Below are 17,980 nucleotides of genomic sequence, written 5' to 3'. Positions count from 1 at the left end.
CTGCACAGCGTCACCCGTTGACGCACAAGCGAGGATCAGCACAGGCAATGCGTGACGCCTACATCGAGCTAACCCTGCGAGGGACATCCAACCACGAAAGCTCAACATCATTCATGCCGATAAAACCCGGCGCGCGAGTGCGTGAGAACTGCCGATGTACCCTGCTATGCGTCGTTTGTGCCAGCCGGTAGCGTCCTGATTTCTGCAATCTTCTTGAACATCGCCAGATAGTCCCGGCGATGTTCGGACAGCCACAGCACGATCCGCGCGTCCGCCAGCAAATTCTGGAGATAATTGGTCAGCATCATCAGTTGCAGCGTGTCGCGCCCATAGCTCTGATCGTAAAGATGGGCTTCCGCCTGCAACGTTGCTACTTCCTTTTCCAGACGGGCATTGGCTTCGGCGAAGCCGTTACGTTTTGGCACCACCTGACCGCTCTCCACGAGCTGGTCGGGTGGTGAAGATTCCAGCATGGCCTGAGCGAACTTCGACGAGTAGTTGTTAAAGTCGACCATCCGTGTTGCCGCATCGATCTGGCGGAACGGTTTCATCTTCCTCAGTGCCTGAAACACCCCGAGCGCACACTGCTTGTCGCCGAGTATGGTGGCGGCTTCGTCACAGACGCCGTCGAGCAGGCGAAAGCGCACCTTGATGGCATCCAGCGATATCCCGAGCGCGCAGGCGAGATCTTCCGCCGGAACACCATGGTCAAGGGCTTTCACGATCATCCGGTGAACCTGCACGGCGGCCATCCCGTTGAAGTGACGGTTATAGGTAAAGCTCTCGTCGTCCAGCGCGACGAGACATACTGCAAAGCCGACACCGCACTCCCTGAGCGCATGAAGCCGCACATGGCCGTCGATAACGAGCCAGGCGCCGGCTTCGGCGGGATGCTGCCTGACCACGACAGGTTCGACCAGCCCGATGGCCTTCACCGAAGCGAGGATCTGCGCGTACTTCACGCTTTTCCATACGCCCTCGGAGAGCGTCTTGTTCGGACGCAGACACGCGAGATCAAGCCGTACGCAATGTTGCTCGAAGCCCAATGCAACGGGCTTCGGGGTTTGCAGCATGTTCATGTACCGACTCCCGCTCCGTCCTTTCTCAGGGCTGCCAGCTTCAGAAACTCCGGCATCGAATTACGGCTCTCCTCTGAGAGCAGATCGACGAATTCATCGACCTGCAGCAGATCGCGAAAGGCTTCGATGACGCCGATCAGCCGCGACTGCGTGAATTCTGCCCGCTTGACGACGGCCCGATGCCGGGCGGCCTCCTGCTCATAGAGCCTGCGCAGCTCGTCCGGCTTGTAGGCTTTGCTACGCGAACGGGATGAAACGTTGTTGCTCAACGTCTTGCCGGACTTCGCACGCAGTTCGAGAAGTTTGCGGACGACGGCGACCTTCCTTCCCCGCAATTCATTGCGGTTATAGGCGTCCATGAGCAGGGTCTGGCACTCGGCGTCGGGCGCTCGCGCGATATCGACCGCGAGACTGAGCGGCATCTGGCCCGCCTCAACAGCCGCCAGCAGGCGCTTTTCACCACGATCAAGGAGTATCCCAATTTCCTTGACCCACTCAGCAGAGCAGCCGATCTTGCGGCCGATTTCCGCATTCGAATAACCACGGTGCCGCAGGATCGAAATGTTTTCCAGCACCTCCACAGCGCGTGGCTGGCGTCTGGCGATATTTTCAACCAGACTCTTGATCAGGCACTCGCGCTCGGGCGCAGAGATCACCAGCGCGGGAATCTTCTTCTGCCCGAGAATCATGAACGCTTCCAGCCGGCCCTGACCGCACACAAGGTCATAGATTCCTGTATGGGCCGTCTCGTCAGTCCTGCATACGGTGATCGGCCTTTTCAGGCCGACCGATTCGATGCTGCGCACGATCTCCTGATGAACCCGGCGGTTACGTTCACGCGGGTTTAGTACCCGGATCCGGTCGACGTCGATCAGCTCGACGGTTTCGCCCACTTCATCTTTCATGCCGCCTCCCTGCAGGGTGTGCGTGCGCTCAGTCCATAGAAGATCGACAGATCGTCATACCGGTAGGCCTCAAGGAAAAAGTGGTTCTCTTCCCTGAGCACCTGCACGTCCTCGGGGAAGTCGATGGATGGCAACACGAAATAGTCATATGCGAACGTGTTCGTGGAATCCATGCGCACAATGATGGTGACGTCAGGCATCAGGGCTCGATCGAGATGCACCGCCCAACGCCGGCGTCCGGTGCACGTCGACCGGCAGCGGACGACAACCACCGACACGGTGAATTCGCCATTCACCAGCAGCAGGTCTGCAATTTCGCCACGCGCGACCCATCCCCCTGCCGCTTCGATGCCATGCACAATCTCGTCGACAACAGAGGGATGCAGACGGCGTAGCGCCTCGTTGATCACAAGGTATCGGTAGTCATGCGCGGGCCGAAAACCGACCAGCGAATAGGCTCGCAGCAGACCACCGAAGCGCGAGGCATAGGCCCCGCTTGAAGGCATGTCCTCATGTTCGTCGATGACCCAGCCCGAGAGGAATCCGGTTCGCGCGAGCAGCGAACGCAGCGCATCAAGCATCTCGTCATCGGTCATGCGGGCGTGGCGCGCGGCGATGATTTCCTGTGCCGCCCTGAACAGCGCCAGCGGGACGACCGGCTCGAATGCGCCGTCGCAGCGTACCCATTCCTCTGGAGGATTTCGCCGATGCTCCATTTTCAACCGGAACGAGGTCCGGTTCCAGACGTTGTTGCCGATGTACTTTTCGTTCGTGAGAACCTGGTGGACCGTCCCCCGGGTCCATGGTCTGTCCAGATCGGTACGGATACCCTGTTCATTCAGGTAACCCGCGATCTGGCGCTCGGTCCAGTGGCTGCCGACGAACCGCCTGTACATGTTCAGAACGATCGACACCTCCTCTGAGGGACCAGGCACGAGAATGACCCGATCAGTCTGGATGCTCTTGTGCTGTCGCAAGGCAAGGATTTCCTTGGGTTGGCGTTGCGCATCAACAAGCTGACGACGTATGCCAAAGCCCGCTGTGCCGCCCTGCCGGACCCTGAGCAGCACCAGCGTGCGCTGTCCTGCAAACACTTTCTGGGACAGGTTGCGGCTGAAGTCACCTGATGCCATCCGGCGCACCTGGCGAACGAGCCCGGCGACCGGACTGCCATCGTTGGCAATATCGTCCTCGCAATAGATGATCCGGATGCCCGCCCTGCGGCAGAGCTGCTCGTAAAAGCTGCTTTCGTCGGCATCCTGGAACCGCCCCCAGCGGCTGACGTCATAAACAAGAACTGCATGGAAATCGGCCCGGCCCTGTGTCACATCCGCAATCAGGGATTTGAGGCCTGGGCGCCCCTTGAAGGTCAGCCCACTCCTTCCCTCGTCGACGTAGGTGCGTACAACACGCATGGCGTGTTTGTCGGCGTATTCGGAAATCGCGGCGCGCTGGTTCTCCGTTGAGTACTGCTGGTGATCGGTCGACATGCGCAGGTATTGCGCGACCGGTTCCAGATCGTCGCGACCGTCCCTGCGTATCTCGCGAACCGGCTCCAACGCCATCTTCTTCTCCCACCAGCCCTTACGGAGCCGATGCTGCGACTCATCGCGTTTCAGTGTGATGACCGTTTCTGGGCATTTCGAAGAATGTCGGGGTGCCAGCTCCTGGTTTCAGAGGACGCACCGCGTTTCTGATGAAACGGCATCGCCGCGCAATATGCAGTCGCCCACATAAGGAACCACGGCTGCACGATTGAAGATATGGAGTAGCAGACGAGGGATCGAGTGATTTGCTTGAAAGTGATCAACAGCGCGGCTGAAATAACGCCGGAACGTGGGAATTAGAAACGCGCCGACAGTGCTTGCCAGAATGGCGGTCAGCAGGAAAAGCTGAAAGTCGCCGAGCAGACCATGCTCCATGTGATGAGCGATATCGAGCTCAACCCGCTTCGCTATGAATGGTCCCTGAAAGGAATTTGCCGTCCGGGAAACCAAGGCGATGATCCCGGTTCGACGGACGTGGGCAGCGGAAGGCTACCTGGCGTGCGCTTCGCCTCAAGAGGTGCAGCGACAGCAATCGGCTTCACCGCTTACGATCCGAAGATGAGTGAACGATGAGCTGCGACGCCTGCCGCAACGCCCGCGGCCGATGCGAACGTCGCGTTTGTCCAGGTACTCGAAGCGTCACCGGCGGCAAACACGCCCGGCACGCTCGTCTGCTTCCATTCGTCCACACGGATAACGGGGCCCATCGGTCCTTCTTCGAACGCGCATCCGAGCTGTGTCGCGAGTGGGCTCGCCATTCGCGTCCGGGGCGCGACGAAGAGTGCATCGATAGCGACGACCCGGTCATCGGCGAGACGCAATCCGGTTATGTTGGGGGAAGCTCCGATTATGTCGATGACGGGCGTCCGCTCGATGAGCACGTTACGGGTGTCGAACAGAGCAGCCTCTTCGGGCGTCGGTTGGACGATGCCTTGCGTGAACCATGTCGTCGGTCCCCAATCAGAAACGAGCATCGCCTGATGGACTGAAAGCGCGTGTGTCGCCAGAACGCCGAGCCGTTTGTCTCCTACTTCGTAGCCGTGGCAGTATGGACAATGCAGTACTGAAAATCCCCATCGCTCTTCAAGGCCGGGCACGGACGGTAGTTCGTCGCGAACGCCCGTGGCGAGAATCAGGCGATCCGCGCTCAAAGTGCTCCCATCGCCTTGTGTGACGAGAAATCGATCACCGATACGTTCTGCCGTGCTGGCTTCCCTCGCGACGATCCGCGCGGTCGGATACGCCGCCAGTTGGGCTGTCGCTTCGCCGATGATCTCGGCTGGCGCCTTGCCATCCTGTCCGAGGAACCCATGCGAGTGTGGTGCGAAGCGATTGCGTGGACGCCTGTCATCAAGCACCAGTACACGCCGTCTCGCGCGCACCAGTTGCATCGCGGCGGAAAGACCGGCGAAGCTGCCACCGATCACGATGACATCGTAATGTGCTGACATAGGTTTCCTCCTTCTCAAGTAACTTGTCTGGTTGCATGATAGCGCCGTGCTACACTATCACGCAACTCCAAATGTTTCATGAGATAGTCCCCCAGGATGAAAACCGATAGCCGCATATCACGGGCCCTGCACGCGCTGATTCACCTGAAGTATGCGGATGGCCCGTTGACTTCCGAAGCGCTCGGCAAGATGCTGGATACGAATGCCGTCGTTGTTAGACGCTTGTTTGGCGGTCTGCGCGACATGGGTTATGTCACGTCAGAAAAGGGGCACGGCGGCGGATGGGTATTGGGCAAACCGCTTGAGAACATTACGTTATTGGACGTCTATCGCGCAGTCGGTGAACCACCGCTTTTCTCGGACCTCGTTTCGCACGATCACCCGGAATGTCTTGTCGAACAGGCGGTGAATGCGCAACTTTCAGAGACGCTCCAGGAAGCCGAGACCGTCATGCTCGCGAGATTCGCGAAAGTCACCATCGCGATGCTCGCGCGCGACTTCGAAGCCTCCACGTCCAGGTCAACGTCGACGAAGCGCCGGTCCCGGTCGACGAGTCGGTGACGTTCGCGTGCCAGCGAGGGTTGATGCCAAGACGGGCAGCGATCGTTGCTCCAACGCTAGCCCCGCCGCATGGGCGAAGCACAGTTGCGCGTCAGGCTTCTAAATCGGACGACTCACAGAATCACCGTCACACCTGATGCATCGCGTATTGCGAGCGGGCGATTCGTCTGCTCGTGGACCTGGACGACGCGAAAACGAGTCTTCGCTCTCTCGTCGACAATGTGAATTTCACGGCGCGGCATCACGGGTGCCGCTGTGCGCGAGTTAGTGGCGCGTCCAACTCGCAAACTCCTTGGCACGGGGGGCAGCGCCGGCTCAAGCATGTGCGCTAGCAGGACGTCCGTTCTCGGCGGTTGAGATGCCGCCTGAGCGTCTGGTCGACACGCGCGGCGAACGCCTCTTAATGGCCGCTCACAAGCATTTCGTCGGCGGCTGCGTTTCAAAAGACTTCGACCGAACACCAGTCGGGCACAAACCCTTCGAAGATGAAAAAATCGTCGATGTACGCGAGATCGAGCTTTTCCAAAGACCTCATACACGCGTCTGCGGCATCTCCGCCGAAAAACGGACCAAGCGAGATCAGATTGCTAGATTCGTCAAAGTATGTCCGCAAATTAAATTCCGCCATAACCGTCGAGAGATCGACATTCTTGGCCGTGAGTGCGGCTCGTCGGACAACGATTCCGAAATCTCGCGATACCTTCATCTGTAGATGGCCGGAGCAAATGTGTAGCCACGATTGTTAACGATCTACGTGTCGGTGTCGACTGGCCGTTGGTGGCGGCCGACTACCGCCCGATGCAGTTGGCCGTAGCCGACCCGCATCGGCCGTTCCACGCACGGCCTGACGGATGTCTCTTGACGATGCACAGCGGTCCCCCCCAGGCTTTCGCATCAGACGACAACCGGAGACGAACCCGGATTCGAGCGCGACCAGAGGCCATGCGCCACGTCGTCGATTGCACGCACGAGGTGGCCGATATCGTCCTCGCGTGTGGTGTCGATACGCATGGGTCCGCCGATGGTGTCCAGGGTCATTCGCAACGAGATTCCGCCCGGCGCGAGCACCGGCGAAGTAATCGCCCAACTCTCACGTCAACGCCTCAAGGCCCGTCGCCCCAACGAGGAACGCCACGCGCGCAAGGAAGCCGAGGATCTAGACCTTTATCCATGTCGCGTTCCTTCATGCCTTGTTTGTCGCGTCGTCGTGCACGTGCCGCGCTTCATCCCGCCAGTCTTGCCGCGCCCGGCGCATGGTCGCGATGGCCAGACGTGCGACCTTGTGCCAGGCGTAAGGCCGCGGATCGGCGATCATGCTGAGTGCCCGGGCATAGTCGAGCGTGAGCCCTGGCGTCCAGGCCATGGTGACGGCGCGCTTGCGAATCTGCGCGGCAACCCACAATTCCGGCGTCACGATCATCCTGAACAAGGCGCCCCAGCCCGCGCGTGCGCCATACAGGCGGCCCGCCGCACCTTCCAGTGCCGCTTCGAGCGCGCGTGACACGCTGCTGGAACAGTTTCGATGCGTGAGGTTATAGGTCGCATCTTCCTTGTAGATGCGCCAGAACCGTTCGAGTCGCAGCGGATCGTAGTTGCGAATGCGCACGCGCACAGTGGAAGGACACCAGGCCTTCGACTCGATCGTATAGCTTGGCTGAAACGTGCCGGGCACATCGTTTTCTCGTGTCGCGCGCAGCAGACGCGCGAAATCATCTGGAGAACGATCTATCTCGATTGCCGGATAAAGACTCACATATATACCGCCCGGCGATTCGAGCGCGGCGTGTCCCGTCGAAATCACGCCGTTCCGGCCGACGGCCGCGATATACCGATCCACCAGCAAGCGCCGCTGCACTTCCTGCTTCGACGAACCTACCGGCGTCCACACATGCACCGTCAGCGCCGGCTCGTCGTCGGCAGGCGGACCGTCCCATTCGTGTTTGTCGAACGCGGGAAGCGCCGGTGCATCGTGAGCATTTTCGAGGCTCGCCGTTGCGGCGTCAGCTTCGCCCGATAGCGCGGGGTTGCGGGTGAGCTTACGCACGCGCAAGGCGATAAGAATCAGATTCCAGCCCGCGAAAATGCACAGCGCGCCGACGCAATACGGCACCGTGCCGATATAGTGCGTCGGATAAGGTTGAAACATGAAGACGGCCAGTGCGACTTCGAAGATCGCAAAGCCGAGCGCGGTGCGCCAGCGCCGATAACGCACCACCAGGGCGGATGCCGCCTGCAATACGCCATCGCTAAGAAATACCGCGCCGATCAACACAGAAAGAATGAAATGGCCATGATGCGATCCCTCCAGGATCAGCACCGCCGCGACGACGAATGTGATTCCCTTCGCATACCGCAGCCTGCGCTGCCCACCCACGCCCGACCATGCCACCGAAAGCGTCACGAGCCCCTCGGCGAGCAAAAGCCAGCCAACCCATGAAATGGGAAAGCCCAGCGCGCCGTCCAGTGCATCGATGAGCACGCCGATCCCAAGCAACGACAACAGCACGCCCGCCACCATCAGGCTGCACCAGCGATTGCGCAGAAAGTCCGTGCCTAGCAGAATCAGGATCAGTTTGACCATCTTTCTCGGCTCTCACTATCGGATGCGGCTAGAAACCCTCAATACGACGTATGGTATTGCAGGACAGTTACATTGCGCCATTTTCGCGCGGTCATTCGAAATCACCGCCAACCCCGACACTTGACGATGAGGCCGTCATGTTCGATCGATACCAATGGATCAACGCCGGTCTGATGGTGCGCGAAAGCGCGGAACGCTGGGTGAAAGCGGGTGCCGAATACAACGATGGCGCCCTAACCTTTCCTGTTCGGCAAAAAGATAACAGGTTGGCGTCTGAGCAGGACGGCTTTCACTATTTTGCGAACATGGGCGCTTCCTCTTTGCGTGGCGACGCTGCTATCTTCGCCACCCAAGGAATGGCGATTCCCAAACGCTCAGCCGCCGTTCGAGCGTCGGTTTAGTCGGTTCAACCAGTGTCCACTCCTGGCCGCGCTGCGTCCCCCGACCAAGTACAACAATCGCATCATACGCACGGACGGGCTGCTGATGCAGCGCCGAGCGATTCCGCCTCGGCCGCAACATCGCCACGACGACAAGGTGGTCGTAGCGCACAGCAATCAGAGTTGGTGCTCGGACGGCTTCGAATTTCGCTGTGACAACGTCGAACCGCGGCGCGCGACGTTTGCTCTGGATTGCTGCGACCGTGAAGCGATGAGTTGGGTGGCCGCGACGGCTGCTCACAGCGGCGACATCGTGCACGACGTGATGCTGGCTGCAGTGGAAAACCGGTTTGGCAACGAGTTGCATACACCGTCCGAAATCGAGTGGCCGAGCGACAACGGTTCGGGCTATACGGCCGACGACACGTCGGTTCGCGGTGGCCATCGGCCTGAAGCCATTGGCCACGCCGGTGTGCAGCCCGCAAAGTCACGGAATGGCCGGGAGCTTTGTCAAGACGATGAAACGCGACTACGTCGCCTTCATGCCGGAGCCAGATGCAGCGACCGCGGCACGCAACCTGGCCATCGCGTTCAAGCATTACAACGAGAAGCATCCCCATAGCGTGCTGAAATACTGCTCGCCCCGCGAGTTTCGGCGCTCGATGGATTCGGCAACTTTAGTGTGACGCTGTGTCCGGGATTACAGGGTCAACTCCAGCATCAATCGCCGCGCTCCTACGGAGCCGACCATTCCCCTTCCACTATAAACCGGCCCGCCCTTGCTGCTGCAACATCAAGAACATTCACACCGCCCCGCGCCAGACGACCTTATCCACCACGTTAAGCATGGTTTAAGGATTGCTTAAGGATGGCAGACCATAACCGAACTATGGAGTCGATGCGCCCCGGCATCCTTCGACGCTGTGGACGTGGGGGAAATACCATGAGTCTCGTCCTTCCCAGCGCGGTCTTCGCCATCTCGCTGATCATTCCGGCCGCATCGTTCGCCGACCAGTCGACGAGTGTGTCCGCTGCGTATCGGCAACGGTGCGATCGATCATTCGCCCAACGGATCCTCAATGCCCGAAAACCTCGATACATCCTCTCGGGCAGTTAGCGCTGCCCGCGCCTACCGGTACGAAAATGGTCCCGTTCTCACTGGCAATCGAATGCGCGCCCTTTCCAGTGGGAACGTTGCCTATCCATCGAACTCGGCGCGCGTCAATGATCCCGACAACGGGTCCACCGGGGTTACCTACCGCAGCCAGTACATAATGTCCCGACGCCGGGTCATACCAGATCTCGTCGGATCCACCGACTTGCCCAAAGGTCCGGCTCACTTCGTCGGTGTCCACATTGAGCAATAACGTTCGTGCGGGAAAGCCCGCACTCACGGCATCATCACTACATCCGACAAGCAATTGGTTTCCCGGCCCCACAGCGAGTCCGGCCGGCATGCACTTCGATACATGATCCATTCTGACAAGCCGCCCTTGCCTCGGATCCAGCACTGCGACTCCTCCATCGGCGGGCTTATTGTCGAGCTTCGGAATCGCAACATAAACCATGCCGCTTCTCGCGTCCCAGACCGGCTGCTCGATCCCGTCGCTTGCCATGGGTAATGTGATTTTCGAACGGACGGCGTATGGTGGCCGCGATGAAATCAGCGTCACGAAAGGCGGTTCGTCGGCGTTGTTAGCGGCAATCACCAGATGATCTCGCGGATCGTACGCGAGTTCATCCACTCGTTTGACACCCTCGGTCGAAACCGATGTAACAGTGTGCGCAGCGATGTCGATAATCTTTGCACTACTGTTTCCGTCCCCCGCCCAGACTTGATGGCCGTCGATGAGGAGCACACCGTTAGGGCCGCCACGGTCATCACTTTGCGCTCCTTCAAATCCACCAAGTCTTGCCACGAACCTGTGATTTCGTGTGTTGACGAGGTCGACTGAGGCATTTGACCGATCAGCCAATGCGTATAGGCCACCAGTTGCAAAGCCAATATCAAAGCTCTTCAGTGGCACGCCGGGTAAATCGATTCGGCCGACGAAATGTTCCAGCCCATTCGCATGAGCGGTAACGACACACGTCGCAGAGAATATGAGTGCGCCGATAGTTGAGATGTTGAATGGCATATTTGCACGGATAGGTTGAACAGTGCATGCAGTTGTCGGAAGCCAACAGACCGGGAAGCAACGCATCGAGATATCGGATCAACCGGAAGCCGGGCGATATTCCGGAGGAATTGAGTCCGCAGTCCCCGACGAAATCGCAGAATCGCGACAGTCTAGACGATCAAGCCTTATCTCAACCTTAAGCGCTGCAAGACACAAAAATTACGAGAAAAACCGCTGAAAATCAGTACGTGCCATGCCCGAAAGCCAGTTACTATCCGGCGATTGATAGTGGGCGTGCGATGAGGTCATTGTTAGCCGCCTTGCGATTCCCCACACGACACTGTTCGTGCGACAGCATTACGAAACATCGTGAGAAAGATTTTTTCCAATCCGGCTGTATTTTCAATTGCACTAGTCATCTCCGGATGCACGTCATACCAGCCGTTGCCGCTAGCGCAACACGCCCGGCTTGCGGAGCATATCGAGAACATCCGGCATACCCTTCCCGCGCTTGCGGGCGAGACTGCTGCGACCGACATCGACATCACCAGACCGCTGACCGTCGCACAGATTGGCTTGCTCGCTATACTCAACGCCCCTGAACTACAGACCGAGCGAGGCGAACAGGCAGTTGCCGAAGCCCAACTGATCCAGAGCGCGATGCTTCCCAACCCATCGGTCGGCCTCGGATATGCTGCGTTGCTCGGTGGCCCCGGCACCACCGGCGCGTACACGGCGTCCCTTTCCCAGGACATTGCCTCGCTCGTAACCTATCGCCGACGCGTTGCCGCCGCGCGCGCCGGCGTGGAACAGGTCAATGCCAATCTGCTCTGGAAAGAATGGCAGGTTGCGCAAAAGGCACAACTTCTCGCTGTCGATCTGTACTGGGGAATCCGTTCGATCTCCGCCATGGAGGAGGAACTCGCCCTGGTATCGCAAACGACTTCCGACGTGCGCAACGCGGTCGCCGCCGGCGACATGGGCCTTGCTGATCTCGCCCCCGTGCAGGATTCAAAGGCCACGACCGAGCGGTCGCTCGAATCGCTGCGCGAATCACAGTCGGCCAACTGGCAGAGCCTCGATGCGCTTCTTGGCATGAAGCCCGAGGTCCGGTTTGCCATTGCCAAACCCAACCTTCCCGCCCTTCCCGCCGATTCCGACGCGCTGGTAGCCAATGTCCAAAGCCGACGCCCGGACCTGGTTGCACTTCAGCTTGGTTATCGCTCTGCCGACGAAAGCGTGCGAGCAGCCATCCTCGGACAGTTTCCCGCACTGGTGCTGGGAGGAACCTGGGGCTCGGATACGTCGGACATCAGATCAGCCGGCCCGGTAGTAACCTTCGACCTTCCCATTTTCGACCACAACCAGGGGCAGGTCGCACAGACACAGGCAACCCGCCTGCTCCTGCATGAACAGTATCAGCAACAACTCGACGATACCGTCAGCAGCATTCTCGGCCTCCAGGCGAAAAGTCAGCGCATCGCCGCGACTCTTGAGACAGCCAGGCAAGCAGCAATGTCCGCCCGATCTCACGCCAATACGGCAAGGAGTGCCTACGAAAGCAGAGATATCGACCAGCGTACGCTTACCGACTACGAAACGACCTCACTGCAGAGAACGACCGAGGTGTTCGACCTCGAACGCGGACTCGACGAAGCGCGCGTCGCGCTCGCACTGGAACTGGGTCTCGGACTACCCTCGGCCCGCATTGCTCCGCTTGATCAAACGAGGTAATCACGATGCCTCTCAAACCCCTTGCCATCCTCACATTAGTCATGTTTTCAGCGCGTTGTCTGGCAGATGCACCAGGTCCCGCGCCCAGTGTGCTCGTCACGACCACCACACTGCACCACGCGAGCTTGCCGCACACGATCGATGCCTACGGCGTTGCGCAGATCCCCGCGCAGGCAATCCATAGTGTAACGGCCACTACATCGCAAGCCGTGAAAATAATTTTCGTCCGGGAGGCCGAGCAGGTCGACGCCGGCGCGCCACTGGTGCAGCTTGCGCCAAGCCCACAGACGACAGCGGGCTACACGCAGGCTCAGTCGGCGGCACGCGTCGCGGAGCAATTAGCGTCGCGTACCCGCCAGTTGTTCGCTCAACACCTGGCGACAGCCCAGCAACTCGCGGACGCGCAGAAGTCCGCAAGCGACGCCCACGCAAACCTCGCTGCACTCACTGCCGACAGTGCCGGTGCGATTACGATCATAAGGTCACCTTACAAGGCGATCGTCGTGCACGTTGCGGCGACCGCTGGCACGCTCGCGTCGGCGGGTACGTCTCTGGTCGAGCTCGCCAGGCCCGACGGCCTCGTCCTGAAGGTCGGTCTCGTGCCGCCCGCCGCGGTCGAGGTCAACCCCGGGAACCCGGCACAGATATCGGCCACTGGCCCGGGGAGGACGTGTTCCGGCACCGTCCGGCAGCGCGGCGCACTGATTGATCCGGCAACGGGTCTCGTCCCGGTGGAGATCGCGGCAAGCGCGAATTGCCTCCTCTCGGGAGAAACCGCACGGGCCACCATCACAGTCGGCAATCTGGAAGGGTATGTCGTGCCACACGCGGCGATTCTGGTCGACGACAAAGGGCATCCGTATATTGTGCAAGCCAATGGCATGACCGCCCGGAAGGTGGCTGTGACGATCGTCGGCATTCACGGCAAGGAAGATGTCGTCGCTGGCGACGGGCTGAACGCTGGACAGCCAGTCGTGCTGTCCGGCAACTATCAGCTCGACGACGGCGACCGGATTCGACTCGCTCCGTCCGACGCGGGGGCCCAATGAGCTTTGCCACCTGGCTTCAGCGCTATCGGCTTCCGGTACTCTGTGTGGCCTTCGTGCTCGCGCTCGCCGGTGTGTATGCCACCGTGAATTTGCCGGTAGGACTGTTTCCCGTCACCAGTTTCCCCCGCATCCGCATCGAGGTGGATGCGGGCAGCATGCCCGCCAGGCAGATGCTCGTCGACGTGACGGAACCTCTGGAGACGGCCGCACGTGCGGTGCCCGGGGCCGTGGACGTTTCGTCGACAACCTCGCGAGGATCGGCTGAGATCTTCGTCGACTTCCCGTGGGGATTCGACATGAATCAGGCATTGCTGAGCGTTGACGCAGCCTTCGCGCAGCGCATGCCCGATCTTCCCCAGGGAACAGCCTATAGCGCGATCCAGATGAGCCCGAACATCATCATGCCGTTTGTATCGTACGCACTGGTTTCCGGAAGTATTCCGTCCTCTGAACTGCGGCAGATCGCGTACTACCAGATCAGACCGCTGTTGACCGGCATAGCCGGTATTCGACGCATCGGCGTGCTGGGCGGCAAGACACCCGAGGTGCAGGTCTCAGTCGAGCCGCAAACACTCCAGGCCTATGGTCTTACGCTGGCCGATGTCACCCGCGCCCTGTCGGATACCAACACCGTCACAGCGGTTGGCCGGCTGGAGGATGACGATCGGCTCTATCTTGCCGTCGGCAACAATGCGTACACTTCGCTCGACGCGGTACGCAAGGTGACGATCCGAACGGGTAAAGGGGGGGTCGTGCCCCTCGCGCAGATTGCGCGGATCAATATGGGATCGGAGCCTCAATGGCTGCTCGTGAGCGATAACGGTCATCCCGCAGTCACGTTCGACGTATTTCAGCAGGATCATTCGGATTCGCTGGGCCTCGCGAAGCAGGTGACGCAGCGCCTCGATGCGTTTATGAAAACGCAGTCGAAAGAGATTCACCTCTACAAATGGTACGACCAGACCCAACTTGTCCGCTCGTCGATTTCAGCTCTCGAGGAAGCTATCGCCATCGGTCTCGTCTTCGCCGCAGGCGTGCTTTTCGCTTTCCTCAGAAACTGGCGCGTCACCGCGGTGGCCATGATCATCGTACCGATGTCCGTGCTGTGCAGCATTCTGATCCTGTCAATGTTCGGGATGACCTTGAACATCATGACGCTCGGCGGCATAGCTGCCGCCATCGGACTGCTCATCGACGACGTAATCGTCATGATCGAGCACATTGCCCGCCGCGCCGGCGCCCCGGATCAGCAAAACCCCGATGCAACCGTGCTTAAGGCCGCACGGGAATTTCTCTCTCCCCTGCTCGGCTCGTCACTCGCCACCACCATCATTTTCATTCCGCTCGCCTTCCTTTCCGGCGTCACCGGTGCGTTTTTCAAGTTCCTGTCGTTGACGATGGCGGTGTCGCTGATCATTTCCTTCATGCTCACCGCATTCGCCTCGCCGCTGCTCGCGCGGATGCTAATCGACTTCAGTAAATGGTCGGATCCGGGCCACGGCAGACAGACGCGGGCGCGGCAAGTTCATGCGCGGCTGCTCGACCAGTTGTTTCGCAGTCCCTGGCTGATTGCTCCTGGCCTGCTCGTTCTCGCTGGTGTCGGTTATGTGGCTTACCATCACGTCGGCACGGGTTTTCTGCCCCGCATGGACGAGGGCGGCTTTGTGCTCGACTACAACACGGCACCTGGCACGTCGCTGAGCGAAACCAACCGCGAACTCCAGCAGGTCGAGGCGCTGCTCAAACAAAGCCCCTACGTGGATACGTACTCGCGCCGCACCGGAGGAGGACTTGGGGGCGATCTCACGGAAACCTATCAGGGCGACTTCTTTGTTCATCTAGTGGATCCTTCAAAACGCCCCGACATCTGGAAAGTCATGGATGGCATATCCGGTGATATTGCCCAGCTCGTGCCCGGAATCGATTTCGACGCCCACCAGTTGATGGACGACATGATCGGCGACATGGTGGGCCGTCGGCAACCCGTCGTGGTGCAATTGAGCGCAAAGGATCCGGATGTCCTCGGTGAAGTCGCGAAGAAGGTGGCTGACTCCATCCGCAAGGTTCCGGGCATCGAGCCGGCATCAGTGAATGACGGTGTGATCCCCGCTGGCGACGCGCTCGAGATTCACGTCGATCCAGCAGCAGCGTCCCTCAAGGGAATGACATCCGCCGATGTCGAGGCACAGGTCTACCATTATCTGAACGGCAAGGTGGTCACCCGTTACCTCGGTACGACACAGGATGTCGGGGTCAGGCTTTGGCTGGACGCGCCGCATGACCCGATCTACAGGGACCAGCTTGGCGAACTCCCGATCACTACGCCGGATGGTCAGCTGTTTCCGCTTGGCACGGTGGCGACTGTGCAGTTCGTTTCCGGACAACCGCAGCTGACGCGTGACAATCTCGCCCAGATCGTCGCCGTCACGGCGCAGATCGGCGGGTCGCATGACCTGGGTTCAACCATTGCCACCGTCAGGCAGGCGCTCGACCAACCCGGCATCATTCCGCCCGGCGTGACCTATACGTTCGGTGGCGCCTGGCAGCAACAGCAGATGGCGGCCCGGGGAATGATCAAGGTGTTCGCGGTGGCGGTCGCCGCGGAACTGGTTCTCCTGCTATTTCTGTACCGGGAACTGGCCATTCCGCTGGTCATCATGGCCACCTCGCTTATTTCGACCGGCGCCGTGTTCATCGGCCTCTGGCTGACCGGCGTCGAGCTGAACATCACGGCCATGATGGGCATGGTGATGATCGTCGGCATCGCGACGGAGATGGCGATTTTTCTCGTTTCGGAGTACCAGATGCTGCGCAGAGGGATGAGCGCAAGCGTCGCAATACAGGAGGCGGCGCTCAATCGGCTTCGTCCGATCCTGATGAGCACCCTCGCGATGATATTCGCGCTCGTTCCGTTAGGTGCTTCAATCAGCGGATCGGGCGATCAGATGCTGCAGCCGCTGGCTATCGCGATTATTTCGGGGGCGCTCGTGCAGTTGCCGCTCGTACTGCTCGCCATGCCTGTGACAATTGGTCTCCTCGGACGCAACCGTGTCCGGAAGGAGGAGTCGTGAACTGCGTACCTGATCGGGCGCCCAGAAGTCGGGCACCGCAAACGGTCAACGTAGGACGCCCCCTGCAAGCAGTGCCACGCGAGGCACTACGGGCTCTTACAAATTTAACGAACGCAGGAGAGGCTGCCAGCAACGACGCGATCTGAATCTGCCGACTAACGGGGCTATGTGCCTCACGACACGAGCTTCTCGCACGGCGCAATGAAAGGCACCTGGAGAGTAGCCGCCGCGCCGCGCGTATGCCGGCGGATTTACCTCGTTCGCCTTTCCGCCGAAAACCTCAACTCACCCAAAAAATGAGTATCAGATGGAGCGCAAGATCGCGGGACTGTCTGGCACACTGGCCGGCCTTGCCACCCTGGGAAGTACGGGTGCACACGCTGCGGCCGATGTCGCTGCACCGCAGGCACCCTTGTCGGCGGCGTCCTATCCGACCTGCTTCAACCCATTCCGAACGCTGTCGAGACACTGAAAGCCCACAACGCGGAACTGGCACAGCAATCACGTAGAGCGTCACCGGAAATGGAACAGGTGCAATGGTAACCTTTGCCGAAAGCGCGAAATGGTGGCCAGTTCACACCAGTTTCGGGGTTAGGGCCGAACCTCCCTTCGAAGACAAATTGACCATCACGGCGGCTGACCCGAACCTCGCTGTCGTGAGGATAGAAGAGTTCAATCCCGTACTGTGCGCCTTCCACGAACGGCAAACAACGCCAACCCTGCTCGTGAGAGCCATCCCGCCGCGACTCCTTCGTTCCGCCCCAACCCGGTACTTCGATCCGTGTGCGGCGCGGTGCCAGACGAGGTTGCTATAGCCTGATTTTGACGTTGACCATGATAGTGCTCTGGCAATAAAGAAATGGATTGATACAAATCCACCGGAGGGTGACGCCTACACGCATATCCCCCAATTTATATCATCGGGTTCGTGCCTCGCGCGATTGTGGGTTAATCATACGTATTTCTGAAGTTCTGGTTCGATCGCCTCCTGATACGTGAATCGGCGAGATTGCCAGGATCGATGTGGACCTCCCAAAGCGTCCCCACCGCGCCTCCGCAGCTGAATTCGGACTGGTTCACATTAAATAAACTTCACCATCCTTCGAGAAACTGGCATGTCCCGGCCCTCTCTAATCAGGAAGGAGAGACGCACAATGTACAAACTCGTTCTTGCGGCAGGAGTATCAATACTACTGGCGGGATGTGCGCTGGACCAGGGCTATGGATATGACTATGGATATGGCTACGACCAACCATGGTTCACGAACTATTATGGCGACGCACCGGGCTACGAACCCGCCTATGGCGGTGTTTGGGGCGGCGGTGGCGGCTACGATCATTATGGCGGCCGGTATGGCCACGGCTACTGGCACGGTGGCGATGGTTGGCATGGCGGTAGTGGCTGGCATGGTGACCACGGGGGTCCGTGGGGTCACGGGCCAGGAGGTCGGGGCGGACACGGTGGAGGTCACGGCGGGGGCGGCGGGCACGGCAGCGGCCAC

At 59.7% G+C, this 17,980-nt stretch carries 13 protein-coding genes and 3 pseudogenes; 8 read left to right on the top strand and 8 right to left on the bottom strand.

Annotated features, from left to right (window positions below):
- Positions 1 to 164: 164 nt before the first annotated feature.
- The 5 genes and pseudogenes from WJ542_RS06200 to WJ542_RS06180 form a co-directional block, all read right to left on the bottom strand.
- Entirely contained in the window at positions 165 to 1,079 is a 915-nt protein-coding gene (locus tag WJ542_RS06200) for a plasmid partitioning protein RepB C-terminal domain-containing protein (RefSeq protein WP_411188443.1), read from the bottom strand.
- Positions 1,076 to 1,984 carry a plasmid partitioning protein RepB C-terminal domain-containing protein gene (locus tag WJ542_RS06195; RefSeq protein ID WP_411188442.1) on the bottom strand — a complete coding sequence of 303 codons (909 nt, stop codon included), beginning with the start codon at positions 1,982 to 1,984 and terminating at the stop codon, positions 1,076 to 1,078. The genes WJ542_RS06200 and WJ542_RS06195 overlap by 4 nt, the downstream gene beginning before the upstream one ends.
- Positions 1,981 to 3,549, bottom strand: coding sequence for a recombinase family protein (locus WJ542_RS06190; RefSeq protein WP_411188441.1), 1,569 nt, complete (start codon positions 3,547 to 3,549; stop codon positions 1,981 to 1,983). The genes WJ542_RS06195 and WJ542_RS06190 overlap by 4 nt, the downstream gene beginning before the upstream one ends.
- Positions 3,550 to 3,726: 177 nt before the next feature.
- A pseudogene (locus WJ542_RS06185) lies at positions 3,727 to 3,993 on the bottom strand (lipid II flippase family protein); the annotation flags it as partial.
- 83 nt (positions 3,994 to 4,076) lie between these two features.
- Positions 4,077 to 4,982, bottom strand: a complete 906-nt coding sequence (locus WJ542_RS06180; RefSeq protein ID WP_411188440.1) for an NAD(P)/FAD-dependent oxidoreductase — start codon at positions 4,980 to 4,982, stop codon at positions 4,077 to 4,079.
- Between the two features lie 96 nt (positions 4,983 to 5,078).
- Between WJ542_RS06180 and WJ542_RS06175 the strand changes: the two genes are divergently transcribed.
- The 3 genes and pseudogenes from WJ542_RS06175 (at position 5,079) to WJ542_RS06165 (ending at position 6,255) form a co-directional block, all read left to right on the top strand.
- Positions 5,079 to 5,543, top strand: coding sequence for an Rrf2 family transcriptional regulator (locus tag WJ542_RS06175; protein ID WP_411188439.1), 465 nt, complete (start codon positions 5,079 to 5,081; stop codon positions 5,541 to 5,543).
- Between the two features lie 75 nt (positions 5,544 to 5,618).
- A pseudogene (locus tag WJ542_RS06170) lies at positions 5,619 to 5,746 on the top strand (LysR family transcriptional regulator); the annotation flags it as partial.
- Between the two features lie 155 nt (positions 5,747 to 5,901).
- The gene (locus tag WJ542_RS06165) at positions 5,902 to 6,255 is read left to right on the top strand and encodes a hypothetical protein (protein ID WP_411188438.1); all 354 of its coding nucleotides are present in this window, start codon (positions 5,902 to 5,904) and stop codon (positions 6,253 to 6,255) included.
- Between the two features lie 182 nt (positions 6,256 to 6,437).
- On the opposite strand, the gene WJ542_RS06160 is transcribed toward WJ542_RS06165, so the two are convergent.
- Positions 6,438 to 6,581 (bottom strand): hypothetical protein, encoded by a 144-nt coding sequence (locus WJ542_RS06160; protein WP_411188437.1) that lies wholly within the window; start codon positions 6,579 to 6,581, stop codon positions 6,438 to 6,440.
- 145 nt (positions 6,582 to 6,726) lie between these two features.
- Complete coding sequence (locus WJ542_RS06155) at positions 6,727 to 8,124, bottom strand: HdeD family acid-resistance protein (RefSeq protein ID WP_411188436.1); 1,398 nt, start codon at positions 8,122 to 8,124, stop codon at positions 6,727 to 6,729.
- Between the two features lie 137 nt (positions 8,125 to 8,261).
- On the opposite strand from WJ542_RS06155, the gene WJ542_RS06150 reads away from it, so the two are divergent.
- Positions 8,262 to 8,525, top strand: a complete 264-nt coding sequence (locus WJ542_RS06150; protein WP_411188435.1) for a hypothetical protein — start codon at positions 8,262 to 8,264, stop codon at positions 8,523 to 8,525.
- Positions 8,526 to 8,583: 58 nt separating this feature from the next.
- Positions 8,584 to 9,190, top strand: a pseudogene (locus WJ542_RS06145) (integrase core domain-containing protein); the annotation flags it as partial.
- Between the two features lie 390 nt (positions 9,191 to 9,580).
- Here the strand turns inward: WJ542_RS06145 and WJ542_RS06140 are convergent.
- Complete coding sequence (locus WJ542_RS06140) at positions 9,581 to 10,642, bottom strand: YncE family protein (RefSeq protein ID WP_411188434.1); 1,062 nt, start codon at positions 10,640 to 10,642, stop codon at positions 9,581 to 9,583.
- A gap of 351 nt (positions 10,643 to 10,993) precedes the next feature.
- On the opposite strand from WJ542_RS06140, the gene WJ542_RS06135 reads away from it, so the two are divergent.
- From WJ542_RS06135 to WJ542_RS06125, 3 genes are all read left to right on the top strand, one after another.
- A complete protein-coding gene (locus WJ542_RS06135; protein ID WP_411188433.1) occupies positions 10,994 to 12,358 on the top strand; it encodes a TolC family protein in 1,365 nt (454 codons plus the stop codon).
- 89 nt (positions 12,359 to 12,447) lie between these two features.
- Positions 12,448 to 13,407, top strand: coding sequence for an efflux RND transporter periplasmic adaptor subunit (locus WJ542_RS06130; protein WP_411188432.1), 960 nt, complete (start codon positions 12,448 to 12,450; stop codon positions 13,405 to 13,407).
- Entirely contained in the window at positions 13,404 to 16,478 is a 3,075-nt protein-coding gene (locus tag WJ542_RS06125; protein WP_411188431.1) for an efflux RND transporter permease subunit, read from the top strand. Before WJ542_RS06130 ends, WJ542_RS06125 begins: the two co-directional genes overlap by 4 nt.
- Positions 16,479 to 17,980 lie beyond the last annotated feature (1,502 nt).

Origin of the sequence: Paraburkholderia yinzeri, assembly GCF_046581065.1 — a bacterium.
In the GTDB taxonomy this organism is placed as follows: domain Bacteria; phylum Pseudomonadota; class Gammaproteobacteria; order Burkholderiales; family Burkholderiaceae; genus Paraburkholderia.
The sequence above is the reverse complement of the archived record's forward strand: the minus strand, read 5'-3'. Positions and strand labels throughout refer to the sequence as shown.